This is a genomic window from Alcaligenes sp. PF14, assembly GCF_037150615.1.
GTDB lineage: Bacteria > Pseudomonadota > Gammaproteobacteria > Burkholderiales > Burkholderiaceae_B > Alcaligenes > Alcaligenes phenolicus.
The window spans coordinates 585,221-607,502 of sequence record NZ_JBAGRS010000002.1 but is presented as its reverse complement, the minus strand read 5'-3'; the positions used below and the strand labels follow the sequence as shown (position 1 = coordinate 607,502).

Annotated in this window: 26 protein-coding genes; 6 read left to right on the top strand and 20 right to left on the bottom strand. The window is 54.6% G+C overall.

The window, feature by feature from the left end; translation table 11 throughout:
* Nucleotides 1–103 precede the first annotated feature (103 nt).
* From WFM49_RS06835 to WFM49_RS06790, 10 genes are all read right to left on the bottom strand, one after another.
* A complete protein-coding gene (locus WFM49_RS06835) occupies nt 104–1,258 on the bottom strand; it encodes an MFS transporter (RefSeq protein ID WP_336972509.1) in 1,155 nt (384 codons plus the stop codon).
* Between the two features lie 87 nt (nt 1,259–1,345).
* Nucleotides 1,346–1,633 (bottom strand): accessory factor UbiK family protein, encoded by a 288-nt coding sequence (locus WFM49_RS06830; protein ID WP_009454398.1) that lies wholly within the window; start codon nt 1,631–1,633, stop codon nt 1,346–1,348.
* A gap of 107 nt (nt 1,634–1,740) precedes the next feature.
* Nucleotides 1,741–2,226 carry a hypothetical protein gene (locus tag WFM49_RS06825; RefSeq protein ID WP_336972459.1) on the bottom strand — a complete coding sequence of 162 codons (486 nt, stop codon included), beginning with the start codon at nt 2,224–2,226 and terminating at the stop codon, nt 1,741–1,743.
* 318 nt (nt 2,227–2,544) lie between these two features.
* Nucleotides 2,545–4,257 carry a phosphoenolpyruvate--protein phosphotransferase gene (gene ptsP / locus WFM49_RS06820; RefSeq protein ID WP_021446646.1) on the bottom strand — a complete coding sequence of 571 codons (1,713 nt, stop codon included), beginning with the start codon at nt 4,255–4,257 and terminating at the stop codon, nt 2,545–2,547.
* Between the two features lie 60 nt (nt 4,258–4,317).
* Entirely contained in the window at nt 4,318–4,587 is a 270-nt protein-coding gene (locus WFM49_RS06815; protein WP_003800381.1) for an HPr family phosphocarrier protein, read from the bottom strand.
* A gap of 35 nt (nt 4,588–4,622) precedes the next feature.
* On the bottom strand, nt 4,623–5,030 hold the full coding sequence (locus WFM49_RS06810; protein ID WP_009454402.1) for a PTS sugar transporter subunit IIA: 408 nt from the start codon (nt 5,028–5,030) through the stop codon (nt 4,623–4,625).
* A complete protein-coding gene (gene gshB / locus WFM49_RS06805; RefSeq protein ID WP_009454403.1) occupies nt 5,027–5,989 on the bottom strand; it encodes a glutathione synthase in 963 nt (320 codons plus the stop codon). The genes WFM49_RS06810 and gshB overlap by 4 nt, the downstream gene beginning before the upstream one ends.
* 128 nt (nt 5,990–6,117) lie before the next feature.
* Nucleotides 6,118–6,642, bottom strand: coding sequence for a translation initiation factor IF-3 (gene infC / locus WFM49_RS06800; protein WP_080584954.1), 525 nt, complete (start codon nt 6,640–6,642; stop codon nt 6,118–6,120).
* Nucleotides 6,643–6,688: 46 nt separating this feature from the next.
* Complete coding sequence (gene thrS / locus WFM49_RS06795) at nt 6,689–8,611, bottom strand: threonine--tRNA ligase (RefSeq protein WP_009454405.1); 1,923 nt, start codon at nt 8,609–8,611, stop codon at nt 6,689–6,691.
* 231 nt (nt 8,612–8,842) lie between these two features.
* Nucleotides 8,843–9,088 (bottom strand): putative hemolysin, encoded by a 246-nt coding sequence (locus WFM49_RS06790; RefSeq protein ID WP_009454406.1) that lies wholly within the window; start codon nt 9,086–9,088, stop codon nt 8,843–8,845.
* A gap of 161 nt (nt 9,089–9,249) precedes the next feature.
* Between WFM49_RS06790 and WFM49_RS06785 the strand changes: the two genes are divergently transcribed.
* A complete protein-coding gene (locus WFM49_RS06785; protein ID WP_250757196.1) occupies nt 9,250–9,426 on the top strand; it encodes a hypothetical protein in 177 nt (58 codons plus the stop codon).
* 253 nt (nt 9,427–9,679) lie between these two features.
* Here the strand turns inward: WFM49_RS06785 and WFM49_RS06780 are convergent, their stop codons facing one another.
* Both WFM49_RS06780 and WFM49_RS06775 read right to left on the bottom strand, forming a co-directional pair.
* Complete coding sequence (locus WFM49_RS06780; protein ID WP_021446650.1) at nt 9,680–9,850, bottom strand: hypothetical protein; 171 nt, start codon at nt 9,848–9,850, stop codon at nt 9,680–9,682.
* A gap of 42 nt (nt 9,851–9,892) precedes the next feature.
* Nucleotides 9,893–10,831, bottom strand: a complete 939-nt coding sequence (locus tag WFM49_RS06775) for a carbohydrate kinase family protein (protein ID WP_336972455.1) — start codon at nt 10,829–10,831, stop codon at nt 9,893–9,895.
* Between the two features lie 258 nt (nt 10,832–11,089).
* Between WFM49_RS06775 and WFM49_RS06770 the strand changes: the two genes are divergently transcribed.
* Entirely contained in the window at nt 11,090–11,383 is a 294-nt protein-coding gene (locus WFM49_RS06770; protein ID WP_003800394.1) for a hypothetical protein, read from the top strand.
* A gap of 39 nt (nt 11,384–11,422) precedes the next feature.
* On the opposite strand, the gene WFM49_RS06765 is transcribed toward WFM49_RS06770, so the two are convergent.
* The 7 genes from WFM49_RS06765 to WFM49_RS06735 form a co-directional block, all read right to left on the bottom strand.
* Entirely contained in the window at nt 11,423–11,662 is a 240-nt protein-coding gene (locus WFM49_RS06765; protein ID WP_254499321.1) for a putative hemolysin, read from the bottom strand.
* Between the two features lie 45 nt (nt 11,663–11,707).
* Entirely contained in the window at nt 11,708–12,286 is a 579-nt protein-coding gene (locus tag WFM49_RS06760; RefSeq protein WP_336972453.1) for a WG repeat-containing protein, read from the bottom strand.
* A gap of 49 nt (nt 12,287–12,335) precedes the next feature.
* Nucleotides 12,336–13,094 (bottom strand): class I SAM-dependent methyltransferase, encoded by a 759-nt coding sequence (locus tag WFM49_RS06755; RefSeq protein ID WP_009454410.1) that lies wholly within the window; start codon nt 13,092–13,094, stop codon nt 12,336–12,338.
* A 23-nt stretch (nt 13,095–13,117) separates the two neighbouring features.
* Nucleotides 13,118–13,570 carry an NfeD family protein gene (locus WFM49_RS06750; protein ID WP_009454411.1) on the bottom strand — a complete coding sequence of 151 codons (453 nt, stop codon included), beginning with the start codon at nt 13,568–13,570 and terminating at the stop codon, nt 13,118–13,120.
* Nucleotides 13,571–13,584: 14 nt separating this feature from the next.
* On the bottom strand, nt 13,585–14,511 hold the full coding sequence (locus tag WFM49_RS06745) for an SPFH domain-containing protein (protein ID WP_009454414.1): 927 nt from the start codon (nt 14,509–14,511) through the stop codon (nt 13,585–13,587).
* Between the two features lie 223 nt (nt 14,512–14,734).
* Complete coding sequence (locus tag WFM49_RS06740; RefSeq protein WP_250757191.1) at nt 14,735–15,340, bottom strand: hypothetical protein; 606 nt, start codon at nt 15,338–15,340, stop codon at nt 14,735–14,737.
* 146 nt (nt 15,341–15,486) lie between these two features.
* On the bottom strand, nt 15,487–16,281 hold the full coding sequence (locus tag WFM49_RS06735) for a hypothetical protein (protein WP_336972450.1): 795 nt from the start codon (nt 16,279–16,281) through the stop codon (nt 15,487–15,489).
* Nucleotides 16,282–16,477: 196 nt separating this feature from the next.
* Here WFM49_RS06735 and WFM49_RS06730 point away from each other — a divergent pair, with 196 nt between their 5' ends.
* The 4 genes from WFM49_RS06730 to WFM49_RS06715 all read left to right on the top strand — a co-directional run bounded on the left by WFM49_RS06730 (nt 16,478) and on the right by WFM49_RS06715 (nt 20,730).
* A complete protein-coding gene (locus WFM49_RS06730) occupies nt 16,478–16,807 on the top strand; it encodes a DHCW motif cupin fold protein (RefSeq protein ID WP_026482692.1) in 330 nt (109 codons plus the stop codon).
* A 454-nt stretch (nt 16,808–17,261) separates the two neighbouring features.
* The gene (locus WFM49_RS06725; RefSeq protein ID WP_336972447.1) at nt 17,262–18,599 is read left to right on the top strand and encodes a uracil-xanthine permease family protein; all 1,338 of its coding nucleotides are present in this window, start codon (nt 17,262–17,264) and stop codon (nt 18,597–18,599) included.
* 11 nt (nt 18,600–18,610) lie between these two features.
* Nucleotides 18,611–20,029 (top strand): amidohydrolase family protein, encoded by a 1,419-nt coding sequence (locus tag WFM49_RS06720; protein WP_336972444.1) that lies wholly within the window; start codon nt 18,611–18,613, stop codon nt 20,027–20,029.
* A complete protein-coding gene (locus WFM49_RS06715; RefSeq protein ID WP_336972443.1) occupies nt 20,026–20,730 on the top strand; it encodes a sulfite exporter TauE/SafE family protein in 705 nt (234 codons plus the stop codon). Before WFM49_RS06720 ends, WFM49_RS06715 begins: the two co-directional genes overlap by 4 nt.
* Here WFM49_RS06715 and WFM49_RS06710 read toward each other — a convergent pair.
* Nucleotides 20,727–21,764: a LacI family DNA-binding transcriptional regulator gene (locus WFM49_RS06710; protein ID WP_031232111.1), complete on the bottom strand. Its 1,038-nt coding sequence runs from the start codon at nt 21,762–21,764 to the stop codon at nt 20,727–20,729. The genes WFM49_RS06715 and WFM49_RS06710 overlap by 4 nt on opposite strands.
* Between the last annotated feature and the right edge of the window lie 518 nt (nt 21,765–22,282).

Below are 22,282 nucleotides of genomic sequence, written 5' to 3'. Positions count from 1 at the left end.
TAACGAGCATACTGCTTTCCCTTCCAAAAAAACTGAGCCAGCTTTATTGAGCTGGCTCTTTCATGATCTCTTTCATCTAATCCGACGCTGATCTGAGCAAGGCCTAACGGCCATTGGGCAGACCCAAATGCGACAAGCGCCAGGCAATGATCAAACCCAAAACGGCAAAACTAACCGTCGCGACCCAAGCCCACTGCCATCCACCCAACGCATGTACAACCGACGCCACAACAGGGGGGCCCACAAACTGACCCAGTGAAGAACATTGCTGTACCCAGCCCACCGAGGTCGAGGTGGTCTCAGGCGAAGGTGCTGCCGTGACCGACAGGAAGAACAAGGTAGCTGGAATCAAGCCGCCCACAATCGAAAACAACAGGATGGCGACAAACTGAACCACCAAGCTTTGTGTCAGCCCGAACGCAACGATGGCACATGCGATCATACCCAAGTAGCCTGCCTGCAGCAGCCTATGAGGTGGGATACCGGCGTGCAAACAGCGCCCTGCCCCCAGATTACCCACGACATTCCCAGCAGCAATCAAGGCTGTCAGCAAACCGGCGGTGCCGACTGCTATCTGCGCCTGATTGTAAATAGTGGGCATGAAGCCCACGACTGCCGCCCATTGCGCCGCGTACACACCAAAGGCCAAAGCCAGCAACCAAACCCGGCCGGAGCTTAAAGTCGTGCGCAGCAGTCTGGTCCAGCGATGAGCAGAGGTATGCTGCGCCGCACTTCTGGTTTGAGTCTGAGAATCCGGTGGCACCAGAAGGAAGGTCAAAATCATGAAGATGGCTGTCAATACACCGAGAACCACCCACAAGGTACGCCAGGAGCCAACTGCCAACCAGGCAGCGCCAGCCCACAGCATCAAGACCGCCCCCGCGGGCATGTAACAGCCCCACAAACCCATGACTCGGCTCAACCGCGCCGCATCAGTAATACGTTTGATCAAGGCGGGAATGGGCAGTACCACCATCAGAAAGCCGCAGCCTTCTATCATCCGCCCCAACAAAACCAGAGCGCTATGTTCAAACAAGGAGCCGATTAACGAGGCCAGACTCAAAATACCCAGCCCCGTCAAAATGCAGCGACGCAGACCAATTTTCTCGGAGATCAGGCCTATGCATAGCCCCAGCAACATCCCGGCCATTTGCACGCTGGCCAGCAGAAAACCTGCCTGCACCAGATCCATGCCCAGTTCGCGCTGCATAAAAGGCAAGGCCGGGGGTACTTTCCACACATGTTGTGCGGCGCACACCCCGGTCAAGACCAGAAAAACAGCAATAAAAAAGGGGCTGGCCGATTGTTTACCCCCAGGCCTGGTGACTGTATTCAAATGAAGTGATCAGCCTTGGCTGCCCTCTTGAGCAGAGGTGTCACCATCTTGAGGAACAGGAGTTTGCCGCCCTTCCAAGGCTTGCAAACGTGTTTCCAGAGCCGCCACACGAGCCAGTGCGCGTTCCAGCATCAGCTTGTAGGTATCAAACTCTTCACGAGTAACCAGGTCCATACGGTTGAAGGCCTGACCCATAAAGGCTTTTACATTGCGCTCAATATCGGCAGCCGGACTTTTGGCGATCAGCTCCGAGACGTTTTTTTGCAGATCTTCCAGCCATTCGCTACGATTAATCACGGTCCCTCTCCTTAAAATATTGACACTACCAGCAGTATAGAAAAAGCGGGTGCCAAAGGCACCCGCTTTTTGCATTTGGCCAGACAATCAGCCGAATTATTCAAGCCTTAAGGTTTGGCTTGTTCCGAAGGCACGGCAGATGGCGAGGAGTCAACACCATTACCCAGCTTGTCCTGGATGGCTTTGTCAGCCTTGGCAGCGCCGTCTTTAATGGCATCGCCCGTACGGCTGGCAGCATCGGCTACTGCATCCTTGGCTTCACCAGCTTTTTCAGCGACTTTATCGCCAGCAGCCTTGGCATCTTCCTTCAAGGAGTGGGTATTTTCCTTGGCGTTCTCTTTCTGTTCCTCTGCTTCTTTTTTGACGTCGTCAGCAACTTTAGCGGCGTCCTGCTTCAGTTCTTCCGTTTTTTGCTCCAGGGACTTGTCAGCCTCTGGTGCGGGTGGAGTGGCAGGTGCTGTCGATTGTGGAGCAGCGACAGGAGCAGGTGGCGCGCTCGTAGCGGCTTTGTCGTCCTCTTTGGAACACGCAGCCAAAAGAGTCATCGAAGCAGCAGCGGCCATGACAGCAAAATGAGCACGAGTCAGTTTCATAAGATTTCCTTCCTACTATTCCAAGGTCGCTAGATAGAATGGGCCGATGCCTGGTGCGACTTCCGGCTCGGCCTTGGGTCTGTTACAACTCCCCTAGAAGCCATTCTATCGGTGCTGAGCACACAGACCAATCTATTAGTGTAAATCCTGATTTCAATTATTCTGACGATATAGCTCAAGCTTCATGACAAACCCTTTAACAACAAGCATCTAGAGAGCGAATAGGTCCAGATACGTTGTTACAAATGGAATCCCTCGTAGGACTACAGCTGGGCTTTGTTACATATTTGCCAACTAAATTGGCCTGTTTTCAATTACTTAGGCGGCTAAGGTAGCCAGATCGATGCGCTCGGCACGGTTCAAGGCACTGGCCACTTTCACGCGCAAGGCATTGGAATGCGATAGGCGCACTTCTTTTTTCACATCCAGCAGTTGCTGCGGATGCATGGAAAATTCTTTCAGGCCCAGCCCCAGCAACATGCGAGTCACCGAAGCATCCCCCGCCATTTCCCCACAGACCGCCACCGGTTTGCCAGCACGATCAGCCGCATTGATCGTGTGTGCAATCAAACGCAAGACGGCGGGGTGCATGGGGTCGTACAGGCTGGCAACCTCGGCATCGCCCCGGTCTACAGCCAGAACATATTGAATCAAGTCATTGGTGCCGATGGACAGAAAATCCAGTTCCTGTACAAAGGGCTCAATGGCAATGGCTATGGCGGGCACTTCCACCATAGCCCCCAATAAATAGTTGCGTGCGAATGGGGTACCGGATTTTTCCAGTTCCCGAGCTGCCGACTCAATAGCCTGACGACTGGCATGCACCTCGTTCATGGAGGAAATCATGGGGATCAAAATACGGATTTGTCCATGCAAGCTGGCACGCAACAAGGCGCGTAGCTGGGTGGCAAACATCTCGGGCCTGTCCAGACAGTAGCGAATTGCACGCAAGCCCAAGGCCGGGTTAGTCGCTACCGTGGCATCTCCATCCAGGGTTTTATCGGCCCCAATATCCAGTGTACGGATAGTGACGACCTTGCCCTTCATGGCTTTTACTACACGGGAGTACGCTTCGTACTGTTCCTGCTCGGAAGGCAAATCCGTGCGTCCCATGAACAAAAACTCGCTGCGGAACAAGCCAATGCCATCGGCGCCCGCTTTCAAAGCCAGCTCCGCCTCCTCGGGAAGCTCGATATTGGCTTCCAGGCGGACGTTAATCCCATCCAGCGTCATCGCTGGCGCATCCAGCAACTCTTCCAGTTCAGCCCGTTCGCGACGATAAGCTTCCTGACGCTCCCGGTATTCGGCCAACACTTGCTCCGACGGATTCACAATTACCGCACCCGAGAAGCCGTCCACAATCAGAAAGTCGCCATCGCGTATCAGACTGCGAAAGCTGCCCAAACCCACTACAGCAGGAACACTCAAGCTGCGAGCTACAATCGCTGTATGCGAGGTGGGCCCACCCAAATCCGTCAGAAAACCGGCGAAATGACCACCGCGCAAGCGCAGCATATCTGCCGGGGAAATATCGCGTGCTACCACAATCAGCGGCTCTTCCTGAGCGGCTGAAAAACCAGGCAGCAAAGCAGGCTTGCCTGCCAGAACGCGCAATACGCGCTCGATAACCTGGCGCACATCAGCACCACGCTCGCGCAGGTATTCGTCTTCCATTTGGGAGAACTGCTCAACCAGCATCTGACCTTGCGAGGTCAGAGCCCATTCTGCGTTGTAGTGACGCTCGGCAATGATGGCGCAGGTTTGCTGCGTCAGCATGGGATCGTCCAGGAGCAGACTGTGCACCGTCAAGATAGGAGCTAGCTCGCGTGGTGCATCCACAGGCAGCTGGTCCACCATGGCACGAAGTTCGTCACGAGTACTGGCCATGGCGCTAAGCAGGCGCTGGCTTTCAGAATCGACGTCTTCGGCGGCAATCCGGTAATGAGGGACTTCCAGTGCTGCTGCGCTCATTACCACGGCCTTGGCAATGGCGTACCCCTTACCGACTGCTTGACCTTGAGCGGTAAACATCGCGGACAAATCAGACGCCGGGGTTCGAGCTGCAGCACTATTCATGACCAGATTTCTTCCTTATTCGTTTTCACCAAACTTGGCGTCAAACAACGCCTGAATATCATTGAGGGCCTGATCGGCATCGTCACCCTGGGCATCGACAACCACAGTGACCCCCATTCCGGCGGCCAGCATCATGACACCCATGATACTTTTTGCATTCACGCGCTGAGAGCCACGCGCGATAAAAATCTCACTGCTATAACGGCCGGCCAACTGGGTAAGCTTGGCTGCTGCCCGTGCATGAAGACCTAATTTATTACTGATCGTGATGGATACGCTAGGCATAGGGGCAACTGGAAAAATGAAAGTGAAAATTCAAATTAGCAATGGCAGTCGGCGTGAACAATGCCACGCAATGCGCCTGCCATGACATCCTGAGCGAACTGCTCGGGATTGTCACGTCGCTCGGTCAAGGCTTTCAACACCATGCACATATTGGTGCCGGTCAATAAATAAGCGCCCTGCCCTTGATCTTGCAAAGCTTGCTGGACTCGACGTGCCACGTTAAAGGGGGTGGCACCGTAAAGATCACACAGTATCAGTGTGGCGGGCGAGTCCGGCGCTTGCGTTTGCAACTGCCCCAGCAAGCGGTCCACCGCCGTATCCGTGCATTCGTCGGCCTGAATGTCAAAGACAAACAGATCTGGCTTTTCGCCCAGGACGTGCTCGGCACAGCTGGCAAACGCGCTGGCCAGGGGCTCGTGCATGATCAAGGCAAGGCGAATCACGCGCGTCCCGTCGCTTTTTCGACGGCCTCGGCAAAACGCTGTGCAACATCAAAGCCGGTCTGTTCAGTAATTTCAACGAAACAGGTTGGGCTGGTCACATTGATTTCCGTGACGTAGTCACCAATCACATCCAAACCAATCAGCAGCAAGCCACGTGCGGCCAGCACAGGGCCCAGGGTACGGGCAATGTGCCAGTCGTGTTCGGACAAGGGCTGAGCAACCCCGCGACCGCCTGCGGCCAGATTGCCGCGTGTCTCGCCGGCCAGGGGAATGCGAGCCAGGGCGTAAGGTACAGGTTCGCCGTCAATGATCAGGATGCGCTTGTCACCCTTGACGATTTCAGGGATGTAGCGCTGCGCCATAATGGTTTGCGTACCATTGGCTGTCAGCGTTTCCAGAATCGCACCCAGGTTGGGTTCGGGATCTTGCAGACGGAAAATACCCATGCCGCCCATGCCATCCAGCGGCTTGACGATCACATCCTTGTATTCCTGGTGAAAGGCGCGCAAGCGGGCCATGTCACGGGTGACCAAGGTGGGTGGGGTAAATTCCGGAAATTCGGTAATAGCGAGTTTTTCAGGGTGATTGCGAATAGCCTCGCCTGAATTGAATACCTTGGCCCCCTGCTCCTGCGCAAAGCTGAGCAAGTGCGTGGAATAGGAGTATTCCATATCGAAAGGCGGGTCTTTACGCATGATGACTGCATCAAAGACATTCAATTCCTGCTCGGTGGCAGGCTCGGGATGTGTCCACCACGAAGGCGCACGCAAATCGGCATCTGCAGCAATACTGACAGCCTGACTGCGCGTACGAACCCGACTTTGGGAAATGTACAAATCAGACTGCAAGGTCACGCTGACGCGATGACCACGCGCCAGAAATGCACGCATCATGGCAACGGAGGAATCCTTGTAAGCCGACAGGCTGGGCAAGGGATCAATGATGAATAAAACGTGCATATGACACCTAGAGAAAAACGCCTTTGCAGCCGGGCTGCAAAGGCGATTGTGCCCGACCCGCTACTTGGGAGCGAGTCGAGCGACGCATAATGCTCCTGGGCGGATCCAGGCAGTATCGTGCAAGAGTATCAGGACGCTTTCTTGCGAGGCGCCAAGACCATGACCATTTGACGGCCTTCCAGCTTGGGCATGGCTTCAACCTGACAGATTTCGCTGACTTCGTCGCGAATCCGTTCCAGTACGCGCATACCCAGTTCCTGGTGAGCCATTTCACGACCACGGAAACGCAAGGTCACTTTGACCTTGTCGCCATCATCAATAAAACGCTTCACATTACGCAGCTTGACCTGGTAGTCGCCTTCATCCGTACCGGGACGGAATTTGACTTCCTTGATCTGAATGATTTTTTGCTTGGCCTTGGCTTCTTGTTGGCGTTTCTGTTCCTGATAGCGGAATTTGCCGTAATCCATCAAACGGCACACCGGTGGTACCGCCGCAGGGGCGATTTCCACCAGATCCACATCATGCTGTTCTGCCATTGCCAAGGCGTCAGGCACCTTGACGATACCTAGCTGCTCACCCTCGACTCCAATGAGTCGCACCTCTGGAATACGAATTTCACCATTGATGCGATGTTTTTTCTCGGTTGCGATGTCGAAAACTCCTAAAAATGTCGATAAAAACGATAGCGTTCCTGTTTTACTGACGGCTATCGATCTCTTGCTTCAATCGTGCTGAAAAATCGGCTATTGGCATGACGCCCAAGTCCACGCCACCACGCGCACGCACGGCGACTGCGCCGTTTTCACGCTCTTTCTCACCCACGACCAGAATATAGGGCACTTTTTGCATACTGTGCTCACGGATTTTACGAGTGATTTTTTCACCACGCAAATCAGAGGAGGCACGGAATCCCATTTTCTTCAGGTTTTGCGCCACGGATTGAGCATAATCGGCTGAACTTTCGGAAATGCAGCATACCACCACATGCTCCGGAGCCAACCAGGCAGGCAAGGCACCGGCGTGGTTTTCAATCAGCATGCCGATAAAGCGCTCGAAGGAACCCAAAATAGCACGGTGCAACATGACAGGCACACGACGCTGATCCTGGGCATCCACATACTCGGCGCCCAAACGGGCTGGCATGGAAAAGTCCACCTGGATGGTGCCACACTGCCAATGACGACCAATGGCGTCTTTCAGCGTGTACTCAATCTTCGGACCGTAGAAAGCACCCTCGCCTTCCGAGATCTCGAACTCGCAGCCGGTACGGCGCAAGCTTTCGATCAGGGCTTGTTCAGCCTTGTCCCAGACCGCATCGTCACCGATGCGCTTTTCTGGGCGAGTAGCCACTTTGTACAGAATTTCGGTAAAGCCAAAGTCCGCGTAGACGGCTTGCAACTGAGCAGTAAAGGCAGCGCACTCGTCTTGCAGTTGGTCTTCGGTACAGAAAATATGGCCATCGTCTTGGGTAAAGCCGCGTACGCGCATCATGCCGTGCAAGGCACCCGAGGGTTCGTTACGATGGCACTGACCGAACTCGCCGTAGCGGATAGGCAGTTCACGGTAGGAATGCAGACCGGAATTGAAGATTTGCACGTGACCGGGGCAGTTCATGGGCTTCAAGCCATAAACACGATTCTCCGACTCAGTCGTGAACATGTTTTCAGCGTAGTTGTCCCAGTGGCCAGTTTTCTTCCACAACGACAAATCCAGAATTTGCGGTGCTTTCACTTCCTGGTAGCCATTGTCCTGATAGACACGGCGAATGTATTGTTCGACCTGTTGCCAGATCACCCAACCTTTGGGATGCCAGAAAATCAGACCAGGGGCCTCTTCCTGGAAGTGGAACAGATCCAGCTCACGGCCCAGTTTGCGGTGGTCGCGGCGCTCGGCCTCTTCCAGCATGGTCAGATAAGCTTGTTGATCTTCCTTGGTCGCCCAGGCAGTCCCGTAAATGCGTTGCAGCATTTCGTTATTGCTGTCGCCACGCCAGTAAGCCCCGGCTACTTTCATCAGCTTGAATACTTTCAGCTTGCCAGTAGATGGCACGTGAGGGCCACGACACAAGTCAATGAAATCGCCTTCGCGATACAGGCTGATCGGCTCGTTGGACGGAATGGAGGCAATGATCTCTGCCTTGTAGTCCTCGCCAATGCTCTTGAAGAACTCGACGGCATCGTCGCGCAACCACTCTTCGCGGGTAACCACTTCGTCTTTCTTGGCCAGTTCCGCCATTTTCTTTTCAATGGCTTCCAGATCCTCGGGCGTAAAGGCACGCTTGTAGGAAAAGTCGTAATAAAAGCCGTTGTCAATCACCGGGCCGATGGTAACTTGGGCATCCGGAAACAAGCTCTTGACCGCGTAAGCCAGCAAGTGAGCAGTGGAGTGACGAATCAAATCCAGACCGTCAGCGTCCTTGGCGGTAATGATGGCCAAATTGCTGTCCTGGTCGATCACATACGAGGTGTCCACCAGACGCGACTCGGTGCCGGGCGTGCCGACACGGCCAGCCAGGGCGGCGCGGCCCAAGCCAGTACCAATCGAGTTCGCCACTTCGCTGACGGAAACCGGGCCCTGAAACTCTCGCTGGGAGCCATCGGGCAGTGTGATTCGGACCATAACACTTCCTGAAATAAAAAACGCGGCCTTGAAAAAGCCGCGCTTTTGAATTGAACGTTCTTGGAAAGCAAACGAAACGCTACGCGGCCACGGCTAGATTTGCCGACGGGTAGTTCGCGTTGAGTTCATAAGATTCTGCTTCCCAAATAACACATTTGATTGGATAAGTTTATCACCTTCGCCCGCTATCGCGGCGTTGTATCGCCACAAAAACCACATTTGGCAAAGAATTCAGTCCATCCGGGGATACCAGCTACGGTAAAAGGCCCATTCTTCGGATTCCGAACCATCTTTCATCAAGCAGGTTCCATAGGCACCACGTCCACTTTCATGAACAATGGTTTGCCCGCCCATGCGCTGACAAAAACTGGAAGCCAGATTGGCCTGCCCGACTGGTTTGGTGGCCGTTTGGGGGGAGCTGGCGCATGCCGACAACATCAAAGAACCTGCACAGGCAGAAACTAAGCGGAAAAACATGATTTCCTTCTCCTTGACCTGATGTTTGCTGATGCCTGACAAATCATTCGAGATGAAGACTGTCCAGGCCGCGTCTGCTGTTAGCGCAGGGTTAAAACCCTCAAGCGCTGGTCGCGAAACAGATCGTGGAAGTAGCTTACTACACTTGTTTGATATGAAAAGTGTACGAAGGCAAGCGTGCAGCAAAAGCAACACGTCAGGTAAAAGAAGCTGCTGAAATCAAGCGTAAATATCGGTGCTTTATTGCAAAGCACGACAAGGCTGGGTGTAGATCAAGAGCGATGCAGCCAAAAAGACAACAAAATAAAGCCCAAAATACCGCAGCCAGCCAGCATTAATACCATAGGTACATAATCGATCAGATTCGAGGCATTAATCATGGCATACATCCCAAAGTCCCAACTAAAACAAGCTTGAGAATATGGTAGCGGGCCACCTTCAAAACATGAAGTCAACGATTGTCAAGATCCGACACAGAGACAACACAAAGACTAGGATTAGACTACATAAGCTTACTTTTGCGGCAAAAATCTTCGCAAAAGCGCATAACATGCAACAAAATGCCAGGAAGAGACGTTTTGTGCCTGCCCCCTATCCATTGAGCATTGTGAAAATGGCGTAAACCACAGGGACAGCCAAGGGGGTAATCATTAATAAAGCCGTATCTCGTTTCCACGTCTTGGGACGGGTATAACAGAGTGTGACCCCCAGCAGGACTGTCACCAGCAGATACAAGCCAATAATAATGATAGTGGCTGCCATATCCTCTCCCCTTTGTTATTTATTTTGCTGTGCTTTTGGTATTTACAAAGTCAGGGCTTGCGCTGCGTCTTGTCCAAACATGGGCGGAAAGGTATTGGCCGCCCACTGTCCTAATCGTGCCGCCGCTGCCTGGCTGGCCAGCTTCAAGGCTTCTGTCGGTTCCAAACCCCGTTTCCAGGCCAGGGCAAAGCTGGATAGAAAGGCATCCCCTGCCCCCACCGTTGAGCACACCTCCACCTTGCACGCAGGCTCCACATACTGCTGACCATTAAAAGCCAACACCGCCCCCTGCACACCCAAGGTGATCAACAAGGCTTGTTGAGGGTGATGCTGCAGACGCGCAGCCAGTTCGCACGCTTCCTGAATCGATAATTCCAGCTGAATATCGGCGTCCTGAACGCCTGCCAGCATTTGGGCCTCCACCGCATTCAAGCCCAGCACATCTGCGCGTGCGTAGACCTGCTTGAATCCCTGGCCTTGATGCTGCAAACACGCCACACTGGGATTTACCACCAGGCAGGCCGAGGTCTCCCTTTTTTCCGCCAAGGCCTGCGCCACGCTTTCCATAGGCTGCAAGGCCAAGGGAGCCACATAAATCAGGTCTGCTTGCAAGTCTTGAGCCTGGACACGCAGGCAGGCATTTGCCCCACGTCGTGCCAGCACCGAAGCACTGCCGGACGGCTCGACCAGGACGATGGCTTTACCGGTGGGCTGATCAGGACAGATCTGCATACTGCTGACGTCCACTCCCAACTGCTCGATATGTGAACGCAAACGCTCACCCAGGCCGTCTCGACCCAGCGCCCCCAGTAGCCGAACCGACTCGCCTTGCTCCATGAAGCTCGCTGTCGCATTAAGCGCCCCACCACCTGGATACAAGTCGATCGAGCCCACTTCCTGTTTGTCACCACGCGCCAGCTCGGCTGGCATGCCTGAGACCACAATATCAACGGTAATACTGCCAATCGCTACAAGCTGCACCCTGAACCTCGGCCATGAAAAAAGAGAGCATGAATCTGCTTGGAGCAGTATACCCACGGGCGCAAGCCGATAGTCTATGGTGGAAAATCAGAGCTGGGCCAGTCGTGCAAAGTCGAACAAACGCACACATCTTTTCAGCCTGTTTGGGGGCGCAGAATAATCCGACTAATAGTTGATGCAACAGACATCACAAAAATCTGGCTCAAGATAAAAAGACATGCTAAATTACTGTTCATTCATACAGCAAAAAGAAGCATCATGTCCTATACCATCACTTTGCACGACGCTCCTTCCGATATCACCGAACGCGGCCGCCGCGAGGCTGAGGAGCGTTTTCGCCGCAGCTTAGAAAAAGTCATGCAAGGCCCGGAGGCCGTGGTCCAGGCCTATCGAGCGTGGCAACTGGCCGAAGAAACGGCAGAGACGGAATTGTCCGGGGAAGACATTGCCCTGGCCAAAAAATGGATTGCCGCCGCCACGCGCGCCATGAGTGATGGCTTTCGTGATCTGGGCGAGTCCGAAGCCTACTTTGAGGTCCGTATCGAACGCTAATATAAAAGCCAGCAAATAGCTGGCTTTTATGATCTGGCATCAGGACTTTGCCGAAGGGTGGTCACGGCGCATCAGCTCCCACTCCTCGATCACCGTGCCATCCGGCAAGGTGCACATGCCCACTTGCCCTGCTGGTGTGTTGACGATATCCAAACGCCCGCCCTTCTCCACGCAATAAGCCGAGGCCGGATTGGCAATACCCACGGGTGGCTGTGTCGAGGCTTGATTGGCGCAAGCAGACAAGACGCCGACCAGTCCCAGGATTCCCCATTTCTTCATCGTGTTCTCCGGATAAATTCTGTACTGCTGTGTACTGTGCACGGACTAGTTTTCGGGCTGATCTTTTGGTGCTGTCAAAGGATTGGAAATATTTTCCCAGTGCTGGCAGTGAACTGAATGGTGTTCACCGTGTGGAATGAGCTTGCAATCCATGCCGACCTTGGCTTTGCCATCCACAAAAGGAAAGGCAAAATCGTAACGGGCCGGAATCCAGATTTTCAGTGACTGGTCGTGAAAGCCCATCTTCCCCTTGGCGACGAAACGGGCCAGACCTTCTTCAAAGTAATCAGGGCCGTTGTCGTAAATAAAGGGACGCAGAACTGCTTCGCCCCTTTCATTCACATAAACCCAGCCTTGTTCATCCTGTATCAGGCTTTGCCCTTGTGCGATGGGGCTGAATACAGGTAGTAGAACCAATATAAAAGCAGATAGGGCTGAAAGAATCCGTCGTCCGGATCCAAGCCCAGCAGCTTGCAATCCTGCAATTGCGGTTGCGGTTGCGGTTGCGGTTGCGGTTGCGGTTGCGGTTGCGGTTGCGGTTGCGGTTGCGGTTGCGGTTGCGGTTGCGGTACCAGTATCCACGCATGAACCTATGCCATTGCTCATATCGCGTACGGTTTCCACCTTAGCCACCACACTGATACGATTACTGGCTCCAAGCCCAGTCCCAGTCTTACAACTTGCGCGCTTCAAACGAAATAATCCCGTCAGTATCCTGAGGCGTCTTGCCATACTGATACCCGCCAGAAATGACGATCTCGCCAAACCCCAACTGCTCCAGTGCCATTCTCAGTTCCTGAACGCCCCACCACCGCAGCGAGAACTGTTCCAGCTGGGTTTCCAACAAGACACCATGCTCCCACAGCTCGTAGCGATGCATTTCGCGAGTCACCTGGGCGCAGTAGTCTTTTTCCAGGGCGGTGGCATTCAGGGTAATCAGTCCATGCGGAGGAGCTGACCAGGTCCGCATACCAGACTGCACACTCACAATCGCCGCCACCGGGTCCAGATCCAGCAACAACCGCCCACCTGGTTTCAAGCTGGCGTGAAAACGGCTTAACGCAGCAATGCCCTGCTCAAACGAATCCAGAAGCTGAAAAGAGCCAGCTGGCACCACAATCGCCTCCAAAGGACGATCTGCGATGAAATCCGTAAAACCTGCCAACTGAAGCGTGGTCTTCAGGGATCTCAATTCCAGTTCACGCTGGCAATAATCCAGCATTTCCTGAGACAGGTCAAAGCCATTCACATCCAGCCCCGCCTGCAGCAAGGGAATCAGAATGCGCCCTGTACCTACTGCGGGCTCCAGAATGGGCCCACTTGTGCCCTGCAAGCGCTCCAGGTAGTACTCCACATCACCGAAAGAGCGTCCTACCGGCTTGTCCAGGTGATATACCAAAGAAGCCAGCTTGCCATAGCGATTGTTCATCATTGTTCCATACCCTACTATTTCTCTTACTCAACAGCCTGAACACGCATTTCAGCGCCTTCCACCGCCAAGACCACAACCGCAGTGCCCTGCTCCAGATTTTGGGTCGCTGTGGCACTGTAATAACTATCGTTAAGCCGAATACGCCCCCGGCCGTTCACAAAACTTTCGCTGACCTGCGCGCGAGCCCCCACATAGGCGCTCAAGCCGGTATTCAAAATATCAGGCTGATTGGCCCGGCTGCGCCGTTGCCAACGCACACCAACGACCACCCACCCCAACATGGCCACGGCCAGAATCAGCCATTGCAACCAGGAGGGAGCATCCGGCCAGGCGGCGGCAAACAAGCCCACCGTCAAAGCCCCCAAGCCCAGCCACAGCAGATAGACGCCAGAGATGACGACCTCGGCAGCGATCAGCACGACGCCAGACACCAGCCAGTACCAAAAGGAATCAAAAATGAATGACAAGATCAGCACCTCCAGCTAACCGCTTAGCCTTGTCCCAACTTGCTGCCGGTGGTCTTGAGCAGCTCGGTCACACCTGCCACCGCACCGGTAATGCCGCTGGCCTCCAAAGGCATCAGCACCAGCTTGCTATTGGGGCCCGTACCCACATCGCGCAAGGCTTCCACATACTTCAGGCCCACAAAGTATTGCAGGGCTTGTACATCACCGCTCTTGATGGCTTCGGACACTTCGCGGGTTGCACGGGCTTCGGCCTCGGCTTCACGCTCACGCGCTTCAGCACGCAAGATAGCGGATTGCTTTTCACCCTCGGCACGCAACACAGCCGCTTGCTTCTCCCCTTCGGCTTGCAGCACTTCGGCTTCTTTCTGGCCGCTGGCCTTGGTCACGGCAGCACGACGATGACGCTCAGCCGTCATCTGCAGATTCATGGCTTCCTGTAACTCGGGAGCCATATTCAAATCACGGATTTCCACGCGGGTAACTTTCACCCCCCAAGGTGTCGTCGCTGCATCCACCGCTGCCAGCAGGCGATCGTTAATCACTTCGCGATTGGACAGCATGTGATCCAGTTCCATCGAACCCAGGACCGAACGCAGGTTGGTGGTAGTCAGGTTCACAATCGCCATTTCCAGGTGATCAATTTCATAGGCAGCCTGGGCAGCATTGTCGATACGATAAAACACGACACCGTCAGCCGTCACGGCCACGTTGTCGCGGGAAATCACATTTTGCGAGGGAACATCCAGCACGGATTCCATCATTTTGAGCTTGCGGCCCACGCGGTCCATAAAAGGGACCAGCAAGGACAAGCCCGGCGTCAGGGTGCGGGTGTAGCGACCAAAGCGCTCGACCGTCCATTGCTGGCCCTGAGGCACAACTTTGACCCCAGCCATCACCACGACCACAGCCAAGAACGCCAACATCACCACAAAAGTAAAGGAGCCACTCATGTCGTCACCATCTCCAAGAACACAACTAAAAAAGCGATTCTAGCCCAGCCTTAATAACAGATCTGCTAAAGCGGATGTTTGACCGCTCCATAGCCTATCCATGTCCCATTTGACCGGGCAGGAGCTAAAGAGAAATGCGGACAAGCTAGACGAAAGGGGCGCAGCCGGAGAAAACCGTTGTGCCTTTAAGGACAGATAGAACCCGAAAAAACGAGCGGCTGACTCAATTCAAAATATCGTACAAACGGAAAATCCACAGCCCTTTATAGACTATCGTCAGCACCACCAAGGCCGCCTGATAGCGCTTGCTGGGCACCAGCATGGCGATCAGGCCCATGACAATGAACACGGCTTGCTGCAAGGGGTATTCCACACCCAGCGACAAGAAATACTCTTTTCCTTTAATGGCTGTATCGACCAGGTCCATAAGCTGAATCAGCACAAAAAAGCCGTAAAGCGAGCGCCGCCGGGTCTGGAAATAATCCTCGAAACCACGGTATTCCTCCATATTGGACGGAAACAGCAAGGACGCCATGATGGCAAACACACAGGTATACAAAATCAGGAAAAAATACAGCTGAAAGGACCAGACCTGCACTTTCACCAGACTGAATTCATACCACCAAAAATGGATAATCGTCAGGAACAGATACAGCACCCACCCCAAGTGAATGGGATAGATACGCTTGGCTTTGGGGTGTTGGATGAATTCAGAGACGCCTACGATCAGTCTGGAAATGCTGATACCCAGCACCATGCCAATGATGATGCGTACGTGGACAAAATGCTCTGGATGGATCAACTCTGGCGGCACGCGCTGTCCTTGCAAAGTGGCTAATCCTGGCACACCTTAACAGAGTCATTGCAGGGCTCCAAGCGCGTAATTTCCCGCTAAGAGCCCTGATATCTGCGTGAATATCTTTCGTCCCTTCGTCAAAATCCGACTGCTCTTTTGCCGAAGGAAACGGTCAAGTCTTAATAACGCGGCGCAGGCGCGTATTGCCCATTGCCTTTGTCAGCAGGAAAAGGATTGGGCGACGGCACGGTAGCTTGAGTCGGAGTCACCGGGCGTACTTCGTAAAGCACCGTACCGATCACACCGATATTGCGTTTGTCACCCGCCAGAGTGTTCGCCGCGTAAGCCCGGTCCTTGCCCGAGAAACGAAAAGCGGCCACTTCGTCAGCACTTTTACGAAAGCCCTCGATACGCAAGACGGCCCCGGCCTGCAAGAGATAGCCGTTATAGCTGCGGCTGCCCGGTTTGCCCGACAAGACATCCAGACCATCTACCGTGGTGATGATTTCATAAGGCGTAGCGCTGCGATTGGTATAGACCAGAACGTAACGTTCCCCTGCTTTGCCCGCCAGCTGATAGTTTTTCTGCCCGATGCTGCTGAAAATTGTCAAAGGCGCGTCACGCCCATCATGCACAGACAATTCCACCTTGCCTTGATCCAGCAAAATACTGCGCTGGGCATCCAGGTTTTGACCCAAAACCTGGCGAATACTGCGTTCATCGGAATAGGCTAATTGCAGTTCATCACGCAGAGGCTCGACGCGCTGAGCCTGAACCGAATAGGCCCGTGACTCACGCCCTTCTCCCCATTGCGTACCCAAAGTCGAGGCCGTTTGTGGGGCTGCCGCTGAGACCGCCTCACGCTGTGCCGATTGTTGAGGCACACTGCTGCAAGCTGATAGCAACAAGGCAACGGCCAGCACGCCCCACCGTCCACGGTGCCGTGCGAATAATGTTGATTGAGACAGACTCATGCGCTTCCCCTTTTTGTCAGTACAAGTGCCATGACAAGCCCCTGTTGAGCGCGAGTATTCCTGATCTCTCTGCGTTTGTGACGTCAGCAAATTTCTAAATTGAAATTGCCTGTATCAGGAAGAATCAGTAAGGCAACAAACCAAGCCTCGCAAAGAGGCCTACTATAAACGTCATTCCTCCTCACGAGCCGCAAGCATGGATATTCAGAACCTACCCTTTTGCACCGTTAACTGGTCCGACATTACTCCTACAGAACACAAAGGCGAAACAGGTATGGCCCTGTGGCGCACCCAGCAATTTGGCCCCATTCGCGTACGCATGGTGGAATACAGCCCCGGCTATCTGGCCGACCACTGGTGCGTAAAGGGCCATATGTTGCTGTGTCTGGAAGGCCGGCTGGATACCGAACTGGAAGACGGCCGCCGCTTCACCCTGGAACCGGGACAGTCTTACCATGTGGCTGACAATGCCGAGCCGCACCGTTCCTCCACTCAGACGGGCGCCAAACTCTACATCGTGGATTAAAGCCTGTTACGTAAAAACACCCTTTAGATGGTCGGAACTGGCTATCTAAAGGGTAAACAATCCCTCTGTGCTGACGTTCATTTTTGTCATCTACGCCTCATAGTTTGCCCCTCCCGCTTTTTAAACCAGCGATCGCCTCACTCCCCGTAACGATGGCCCTCGCCATGCCGCGCCCTGCATCTGCATAAGATCGCCAGGCAGGCTGCCCAATGCCCCGCTCTGCCTCTGCCTCTGCCTCTGCCTCTGCCTCTGCCTCCAACAGGCTAGTTCAGCCTGCAGAAATAATCCTTATTTGATTTGCGCATCGACTTTTCAGCCAAGCATAAATACACTACCAAAACGTTTTGGTTGAACATAAAATCAAAACCAAATCGTTTTACTCATAAATTCGATAAAAACCTAAAGGACTGCAGCAGGATCTTTAGCACCTGACAATGCAGCACAGGAGACACTGATGAAAGACACCCCCACTGCGCAAGTGGATGAGCTGTATTCCCCTCAGCGCATGATTGCCTTCGGGCTGCAACACGTACTGGTCATGGCCGCCTCCCCTATCGCCGCCGTGTTCTTGATGAGCAAGGCCCTGGGCTTTGATGCTGTCCTGACCACTCAGCTACTGAGCGCCACCTTTCTGGTCTGTGGCATAGGCACCTTGATCCAATCCTTCGGTCCAGGCGGTATAGGCGCCAAACTGCCTTTTGTGATGTTGCCCGGTGGCGCGCCCATTATTTTGTTCATTTTGATCGCTCAACAGACCGATCTGCCCACTGCCTCCGGTGCGGTGATTCTGTCTGCCCTGCTGTACTTTCTGATCGTCCCCATCTTCAAACGTTTTTTGTGTTACTTCCCGTCGCTGGTCATCGGCATCATGCTCTTGCTGGTTGCCATCAACCTGGCGCAGATATCCGGCAAATTGATTGCCGGCACATCCGGCTCGGCCAATTTCGGTAATACCGACAATTTGCTCTTGGCCCTGATCACCATTGCATCTACGGTGCTGTTTGCCCGTTTGCTCAAGGGCATGTGCCGCCAGCTGGCTATCTTGCTAGGCTTGATTGTGGGTGCCTTGTCCGCTGCCTTGATGGGCGACATCAGCTTGAGCGGCGTGGGCAGTGGCCCACTGCTGGCCCTGCCATCGCCTTTCCCCTTTGGCCCGCCCAACTTTGATCTGATCGCCGCTTTGCCGCTGCTGTTGTTCACCTTGATTTCCATGGTGGAAGCCACTGGCCAGACCATTGCCTTGAATGAGGTCCTGGGCAAGGAAAACGAGGCCGAACAACAGGCACAAGTGCCCAATACGATCCGTGGCGACGGGCTGGCTTCTTTGCTGGGCGGTATTTTCGGGACCTCGCTAATCATTACCAGTGGTGAAAACATCGGCATCATTCGCGCGACCCAAGTGCGCTCCCGCTATGTCACGGCCGTCGGTGGACTGTTCCTGATTCTGTTTGGCGTGTTCTCGCCGCTCTCCGCGCTGATCAGCGTCATTCCTGCCTCTGTCATTGGCGCAACTGGGCTGGTGGTCTTTGCCATCGTCGGCACCATGGGCATAGACATGTTGCGCAAGGTAGACCTGCGCGGCCATGCCGCCATGTATGTGGTTGCCACGGCTCTGGCGATCGGTTTGCTGCCCATCGTCGTTCCCGGCATTTACGACCAACTTCCCTCCCAAGTGCGATTGCTCTTGTCCAACGGCGTTGCTATGGGTGCGCTGACGGCGGCTGTTTTGAACTACCTGTTCATTCACCTCGGCCAGCGCTCGCCCAAACCCGCTCCCCTTCAACATTCTTGATGAGCTGTGCCATGAATCACGCATCTTTATTTCAATCCCACGACCTGGCTCAGGCCCGCATTCTGGAACCCGAACACCTTTTGCTGCCGCAAGGACCTGTCAGCGGACACGCTGTCCTGATTGAAGAAGGTCACTTCAGCGATATTGGCAGGGTAGAAGAGATTGCCGCCCGTCACCCTGGGCTGCCACGTCTGAGCTTGCCCGGTCATTTGTTGATGCCCGGTTTTGTGGATGCACACCATCACGTCACCCAGTCATATGGGAAGTCGCTGGTGTATGGCGAGCCCTCGGAGATTTTCCGCCGAGTCTGGGTGCCGCTGGAAAGCACCTTGAACGCTCGCCATCTGTATGCCTCCAGCAAGCTGTCGGCACTGGAAGCCTTGCGGGGCGGGTTCACGACGGTTTGCGACGCTGGCACGCGATCGTCCGAGGATCTGGACGCGATTGTGCAAGCCACCACAGACGTAGGTATACGCTGCGTTCTGGGCCTGATCTGCAACGACAAGCACGGCGCGGTACTATTGGACGCCGAGCCTATTGTGGCTCGCGCCCAGGCCCACCTTCAGCAATGGGAACACCATGTCTTGATTAGCCCTTCACTGGCTATCTCTATTCCCGAAGCCGCCAGTGATGCGATGTTGCATCGTATCTATTCCATGAGCGAAGAAGCGGGCCGTGTGTTCCAGACCCATGCCAACGAGCATTTGGTCGCGGTGGAGCGTTCCTTGAATGCCCATGGTCGTCGCCCGATCGAGCATCTTGCCCATATTGGTGCCCTAGGTTCGGCTTCCTTGCTGGCCCATGCCACCTTGGTTACCCCCAGCGAAATCCGGCTGATGGCTGATTTGAACGCTGCCGTTTCCTACAACCCGGTTGCCAGCGCCTGGAAAGGCAATGCCGTCGCTCCTGCCGAAGCCATGCGCGTTCAAGGCATACGTTTGGGCATGGGGACGGACGGCACTCGCAGCGATGCCTTTCGCATGATGGATTATGGCGAGGCGGCACAACGCTTTGCCTTCGGCATGATGGTGGGCGACTCCTCTTGCGGTGCGGGTTGGACCTGGCTGGATATGGCGACCCGAGGGGGGGCCGAAGTCATAGGCCTGGGAGCTCAAACCGGGCAGATTCGGGTGGGCGCCCAAGCCGACTTCCTCGTGGTCGATCTGCAAGTGCCCGAGATGACGCCCTCCTGGGATCTGCCTTGGGAACTGGTTCGGATTGCTGCTCGCGATCAGATTCGGGCTGTCGTTGTCCAAGGCAAGCTGCGTCTGTGGGAAGGCCAGCCTGTGGATTGGGATCCCCTGCCCTTGCTGGAAGAAGTGCGTGAGCTGGCTCGCCATGCGGTCGCGCAATCGGATATCCGCAAGCTGCATGCCCCATCCACCGAGCACCTGGCTCGTCACGCCGAGCAGGAAAAGGCCTTGGCATGACAGTGGGTTTGCTGATTGCTTTTGCCGCCGTGCTGGCGGGTGCCTTTATTCAGGGTGCCAGCGGGATGGGTTTTGCCCTGATCGTAGTCCCGGTACTGGCTTTGGTTCATCCCGAGGCCATACCAGGAGCGCTCCTGTTTCTGATGCTGCCGCTGAACGCCTATGTTGCCTGGCGTGAACGTGGAGCGATCGACCGCAGCGGCGCGGGCTGGATCACCGTCGGACGTTTTGCAGGGACTTTTGCCGGTTTGGGGATTTTGCTGGTGCTGTCGACTTACTGGTTAAACCAGTTTGTCGGTATCAGTACCTTGCTGGCTGTACTGGCGTCGGTGCTGGCTCCCAGCTTCACGCCCGGCAAGAAGGCCTTTATTGCCACAGGTCTGGTCACCGGCATCACTGAAACCGCCACCGGCATTGGTGGCCCGCCTTTGGCTCTGGTGTACCAGCACGCCCCTGTCGCCACCTTGCGCTCGACAGTCGCCTTGTGCTTTCTGGTGGGGGAAGTGATTTCGCTGGCCGTGCTGGGTATCTCCGGCGCGCTAAAGTGGTCCCACCTGAGCTACGCCGTGCTGTGCCTGCCCGCATTGCTGCTGGGGATGGGCTTGAGCAGCCTGGTACATCACAAGCTGGATCAACGCCGTTTGCGCATTGGAGTTCTGGTGTTTGCGACCGTCTCCGGTCTGGCCGTCATGCTGACTTAATCGTCCAGCTGTGTAGAGGCACGGGCCCGAAGTTCCGGCTTTGGGCCCAAAGCCGACAGGCGGCTCTTATCACCCGATAGATGCTCGAACAGCAGTTCTACCGCCAGGGTGGCCACTTGTTCCAGATGAAGATCCACAGCTGTCAACGCCGGTTCTGCGGTACGGGCACGCAAGCCATCGTAACGGGTGGCGATCATTACATCCTGCGGGACACGCAAACCGGCCTGCTGCACAGCCGCCAAGGCGCCCACTGCAAAGGCATCCACAGGCACACATAAGGCATCCGTATCAGGATACTGTGTTAAAAGCCGGGCGCAGGCATCAAATCCACCGGCTTCACCCAAGCTTTCCTCTACCTGCATATAGCGCACTGGCATGGCGTGCGCTGCAGCGAAATTCTCGTAGGCTTTTTTATGGCTGGCGTAAGAGTCACGTGCGGCACTGCTTTGCACCAGAGCGATACGTCGCCGTCCTTGCTCCCACAAGTGATTCAATAACAAATGCGCGGTTGCGGTCGATTGCAGATCAATAAAGGGAATGCTGTCTACGCTACCGCCTTGACGCCCAATCGACACCAAGGCCACGCCACGCTCTTGCAACAAGCGCACATTGGGATCATCCGTCATGGGCTCCAACAGAATCGCCCCATCAATATCCAGACCTTCCAGAAAGGCCTGGGCATTTTCCAAGGGCGGCACGAACACCAGAGCCAGGCCGCGCCGCATGGCCGCCTCGGCCGCAATGCCCGCCACTTCCATCATGAAGCCCAGACGCGAAACGCCACCCGACACGGCAAAAGGCATGGACGATACCAGGGCAATGCTGTTGGCCGCCCCCGAGCGCAAGCGCTGCGCTCGTACATTGGGCCTATAGCCCATATCAGCCGCGATCTGTTTGACCTTGGCACGCGTTAACGGGTCCACCACCCCTCTGTCATTCAAGGCGTGTGAAACCGTAGTCAAAGACACCCCTGCCGCCTTGGCGACATCGCGGATGGTGATACGACGAGGGGGGGTAGCAGAGGAACGTGGCAAGGCTGGATCAATCAGAAAAGGGAGAGAGAGGAAAATAGCATAGCGCTGGGAGCTTGTTTACGCAGAGCAAAACAGTGAATCAGCCAAGATCAGCCAAATTTAAAAACAAAGAATCTTAGCTAGAGTGTTTGGCCAAGCTCGTTCAGGAGCCATATTACAAGTTAATACCTACTCAAGGGGACACTAACATTTCGACGCCCCCTCCAGCAGACTGTTAATTGTCAGTGGCGTCTCGCCATAGGCACTGCCATTGCAAACGGCAGTGGCTCCTTCGGGATCGCCAGGATAAGTGACGGCGATACAGGAACAAGCAGCAGGAAGCAGGGAAAAACACAAAGCAAACAAGGCCTTGATGTCATTCATTCTTTTCCTGCTCCGTATTTTTCCAAGCCATTCCATGCATTAAAATGCAATAAAACCCAATTTAAGGTAGCCCAGTGAAACTTTCTAATCCTGAGCAATTCAGAATTTGAATCTTATCAATAAACGGGCAGCTCAATCTCAAGACATATAGATCT

Excerpts from the sequence above, each read along its gene's own strand:
- WFM49_RS06735 (WP_336972450.1), bottom strand. The coding sequence starts at position 16,281 with ATGAGTCTGTCTCAATCAACATTATTCGCACGGCACCGTGGACGGTGG.
- WFM49_RS06765 (WP_254499321.1), bottom strand. The coding sequence starts at position 11,662 with ATGAAGAAATGGGGAATCCTGGGACTGGTCGGCGTCTTGTCTGCTTGC.
- WFM49_RS06770 (WP_003800394.1), top strand. The coding sequence starts at position 11,090 with ATGTCCTATACCATCACTTTGCACGACGCTCCTTCCGATATCACCGAA.
- WFM49_RS06815 (WP_003800381.1), bottom strand. The coding sequence starts at position 4,587 with ATGCCTAGCGTATCCATCACGATCAGTAATAAATTAGGTCTTCATGCA.
- WFM49_RS06720 (WP_336972444.1), top strand. The coding sequence starts at position 18,611 with ATGAATCACGCATCTTTATTTCAATCCCACGACCTGGCTCAGGCCCGC.
- gshB (WP_009454403.1), bottom strand. The coding sequence starts at position 5,989 with ATGCACGTTTTATTCATCATTGATCCCTTGCCCAGCCTGTCGGCTTAC.
- WFM49_RS06790 (WP_009454406.1), bottom strand. The coding sequence starts at position 9,088 with ATGTTTTTCCGCTTAGTTTCTGCCTGTGCAGGTTCTTTGATGTTGTCG.
- WFM49_RS06755 (WP_009454410.1), bottom strand. The coding sequence starts at position 13,094 with ATGATGAACAATCGCTATGGCAAGCTGGCTTCTTTGGTATATCACCTG.
- thrS (WP_009454405.1), bottom strand. The coding sequence starts at position 8,611 with ATGGTCCGAATCACACTGCCCGATGGCTCCCAGCGAGAGTTTCAGGGC.
- WFM49_RS06725 (WP_336972447.1), top strand. The coding sequence starts at position 17,262 with ATGAAAGACACCCCCACTGCGCAAGTGGATGAGCTGTATTCCCCTCAG.
- WFM49_RS06730 (WP_026482692.1), top strand. The coding sequence starts at position 16,478 with ATGGATATTCAGAACCTACCCTTTTGCACCGTTAACTGGTCCGACATT.
- WFM49_RS06745 (WP_009454414.1), bottom strand. The coding sequence starts at position 14,511 with ATGAGTGGCTCCTTTACTTTTGTGGTGATGTTGGCGTTCTTGGCTGTG.
- WFM49_RS06715 (WP_336972443.1), top strand. The coding sequence starts at position 20,026 with ATGACAGTGGGTTTGCTGATTGCTTTTGCCGCCGTGCTGGCGGGTGCC.
- WFM49_RS06825 (WP_336972459.1), bottom strand. The coding sequence starts at position 2,226 with ATGAAACTGACTCGTGCTCATTTTGCTGTCATGGCCGCTGCTGCTTCG.
- WFM49_RS06780 (WP_021446650.1), bottom strand. The coding sequence starts at position 9,850 with ATGGCAGCCACTATCATTATTATTGGCTTGTATCTGCTGGTGACAGTC.
- ptsP (WP_021446646.1), bottom strand. The coding sequence starts at position 4,257 with ATGTTTACCGCTCAAGGTCAAGCAGTCGGTAAGGGGTACGCCATTGCC.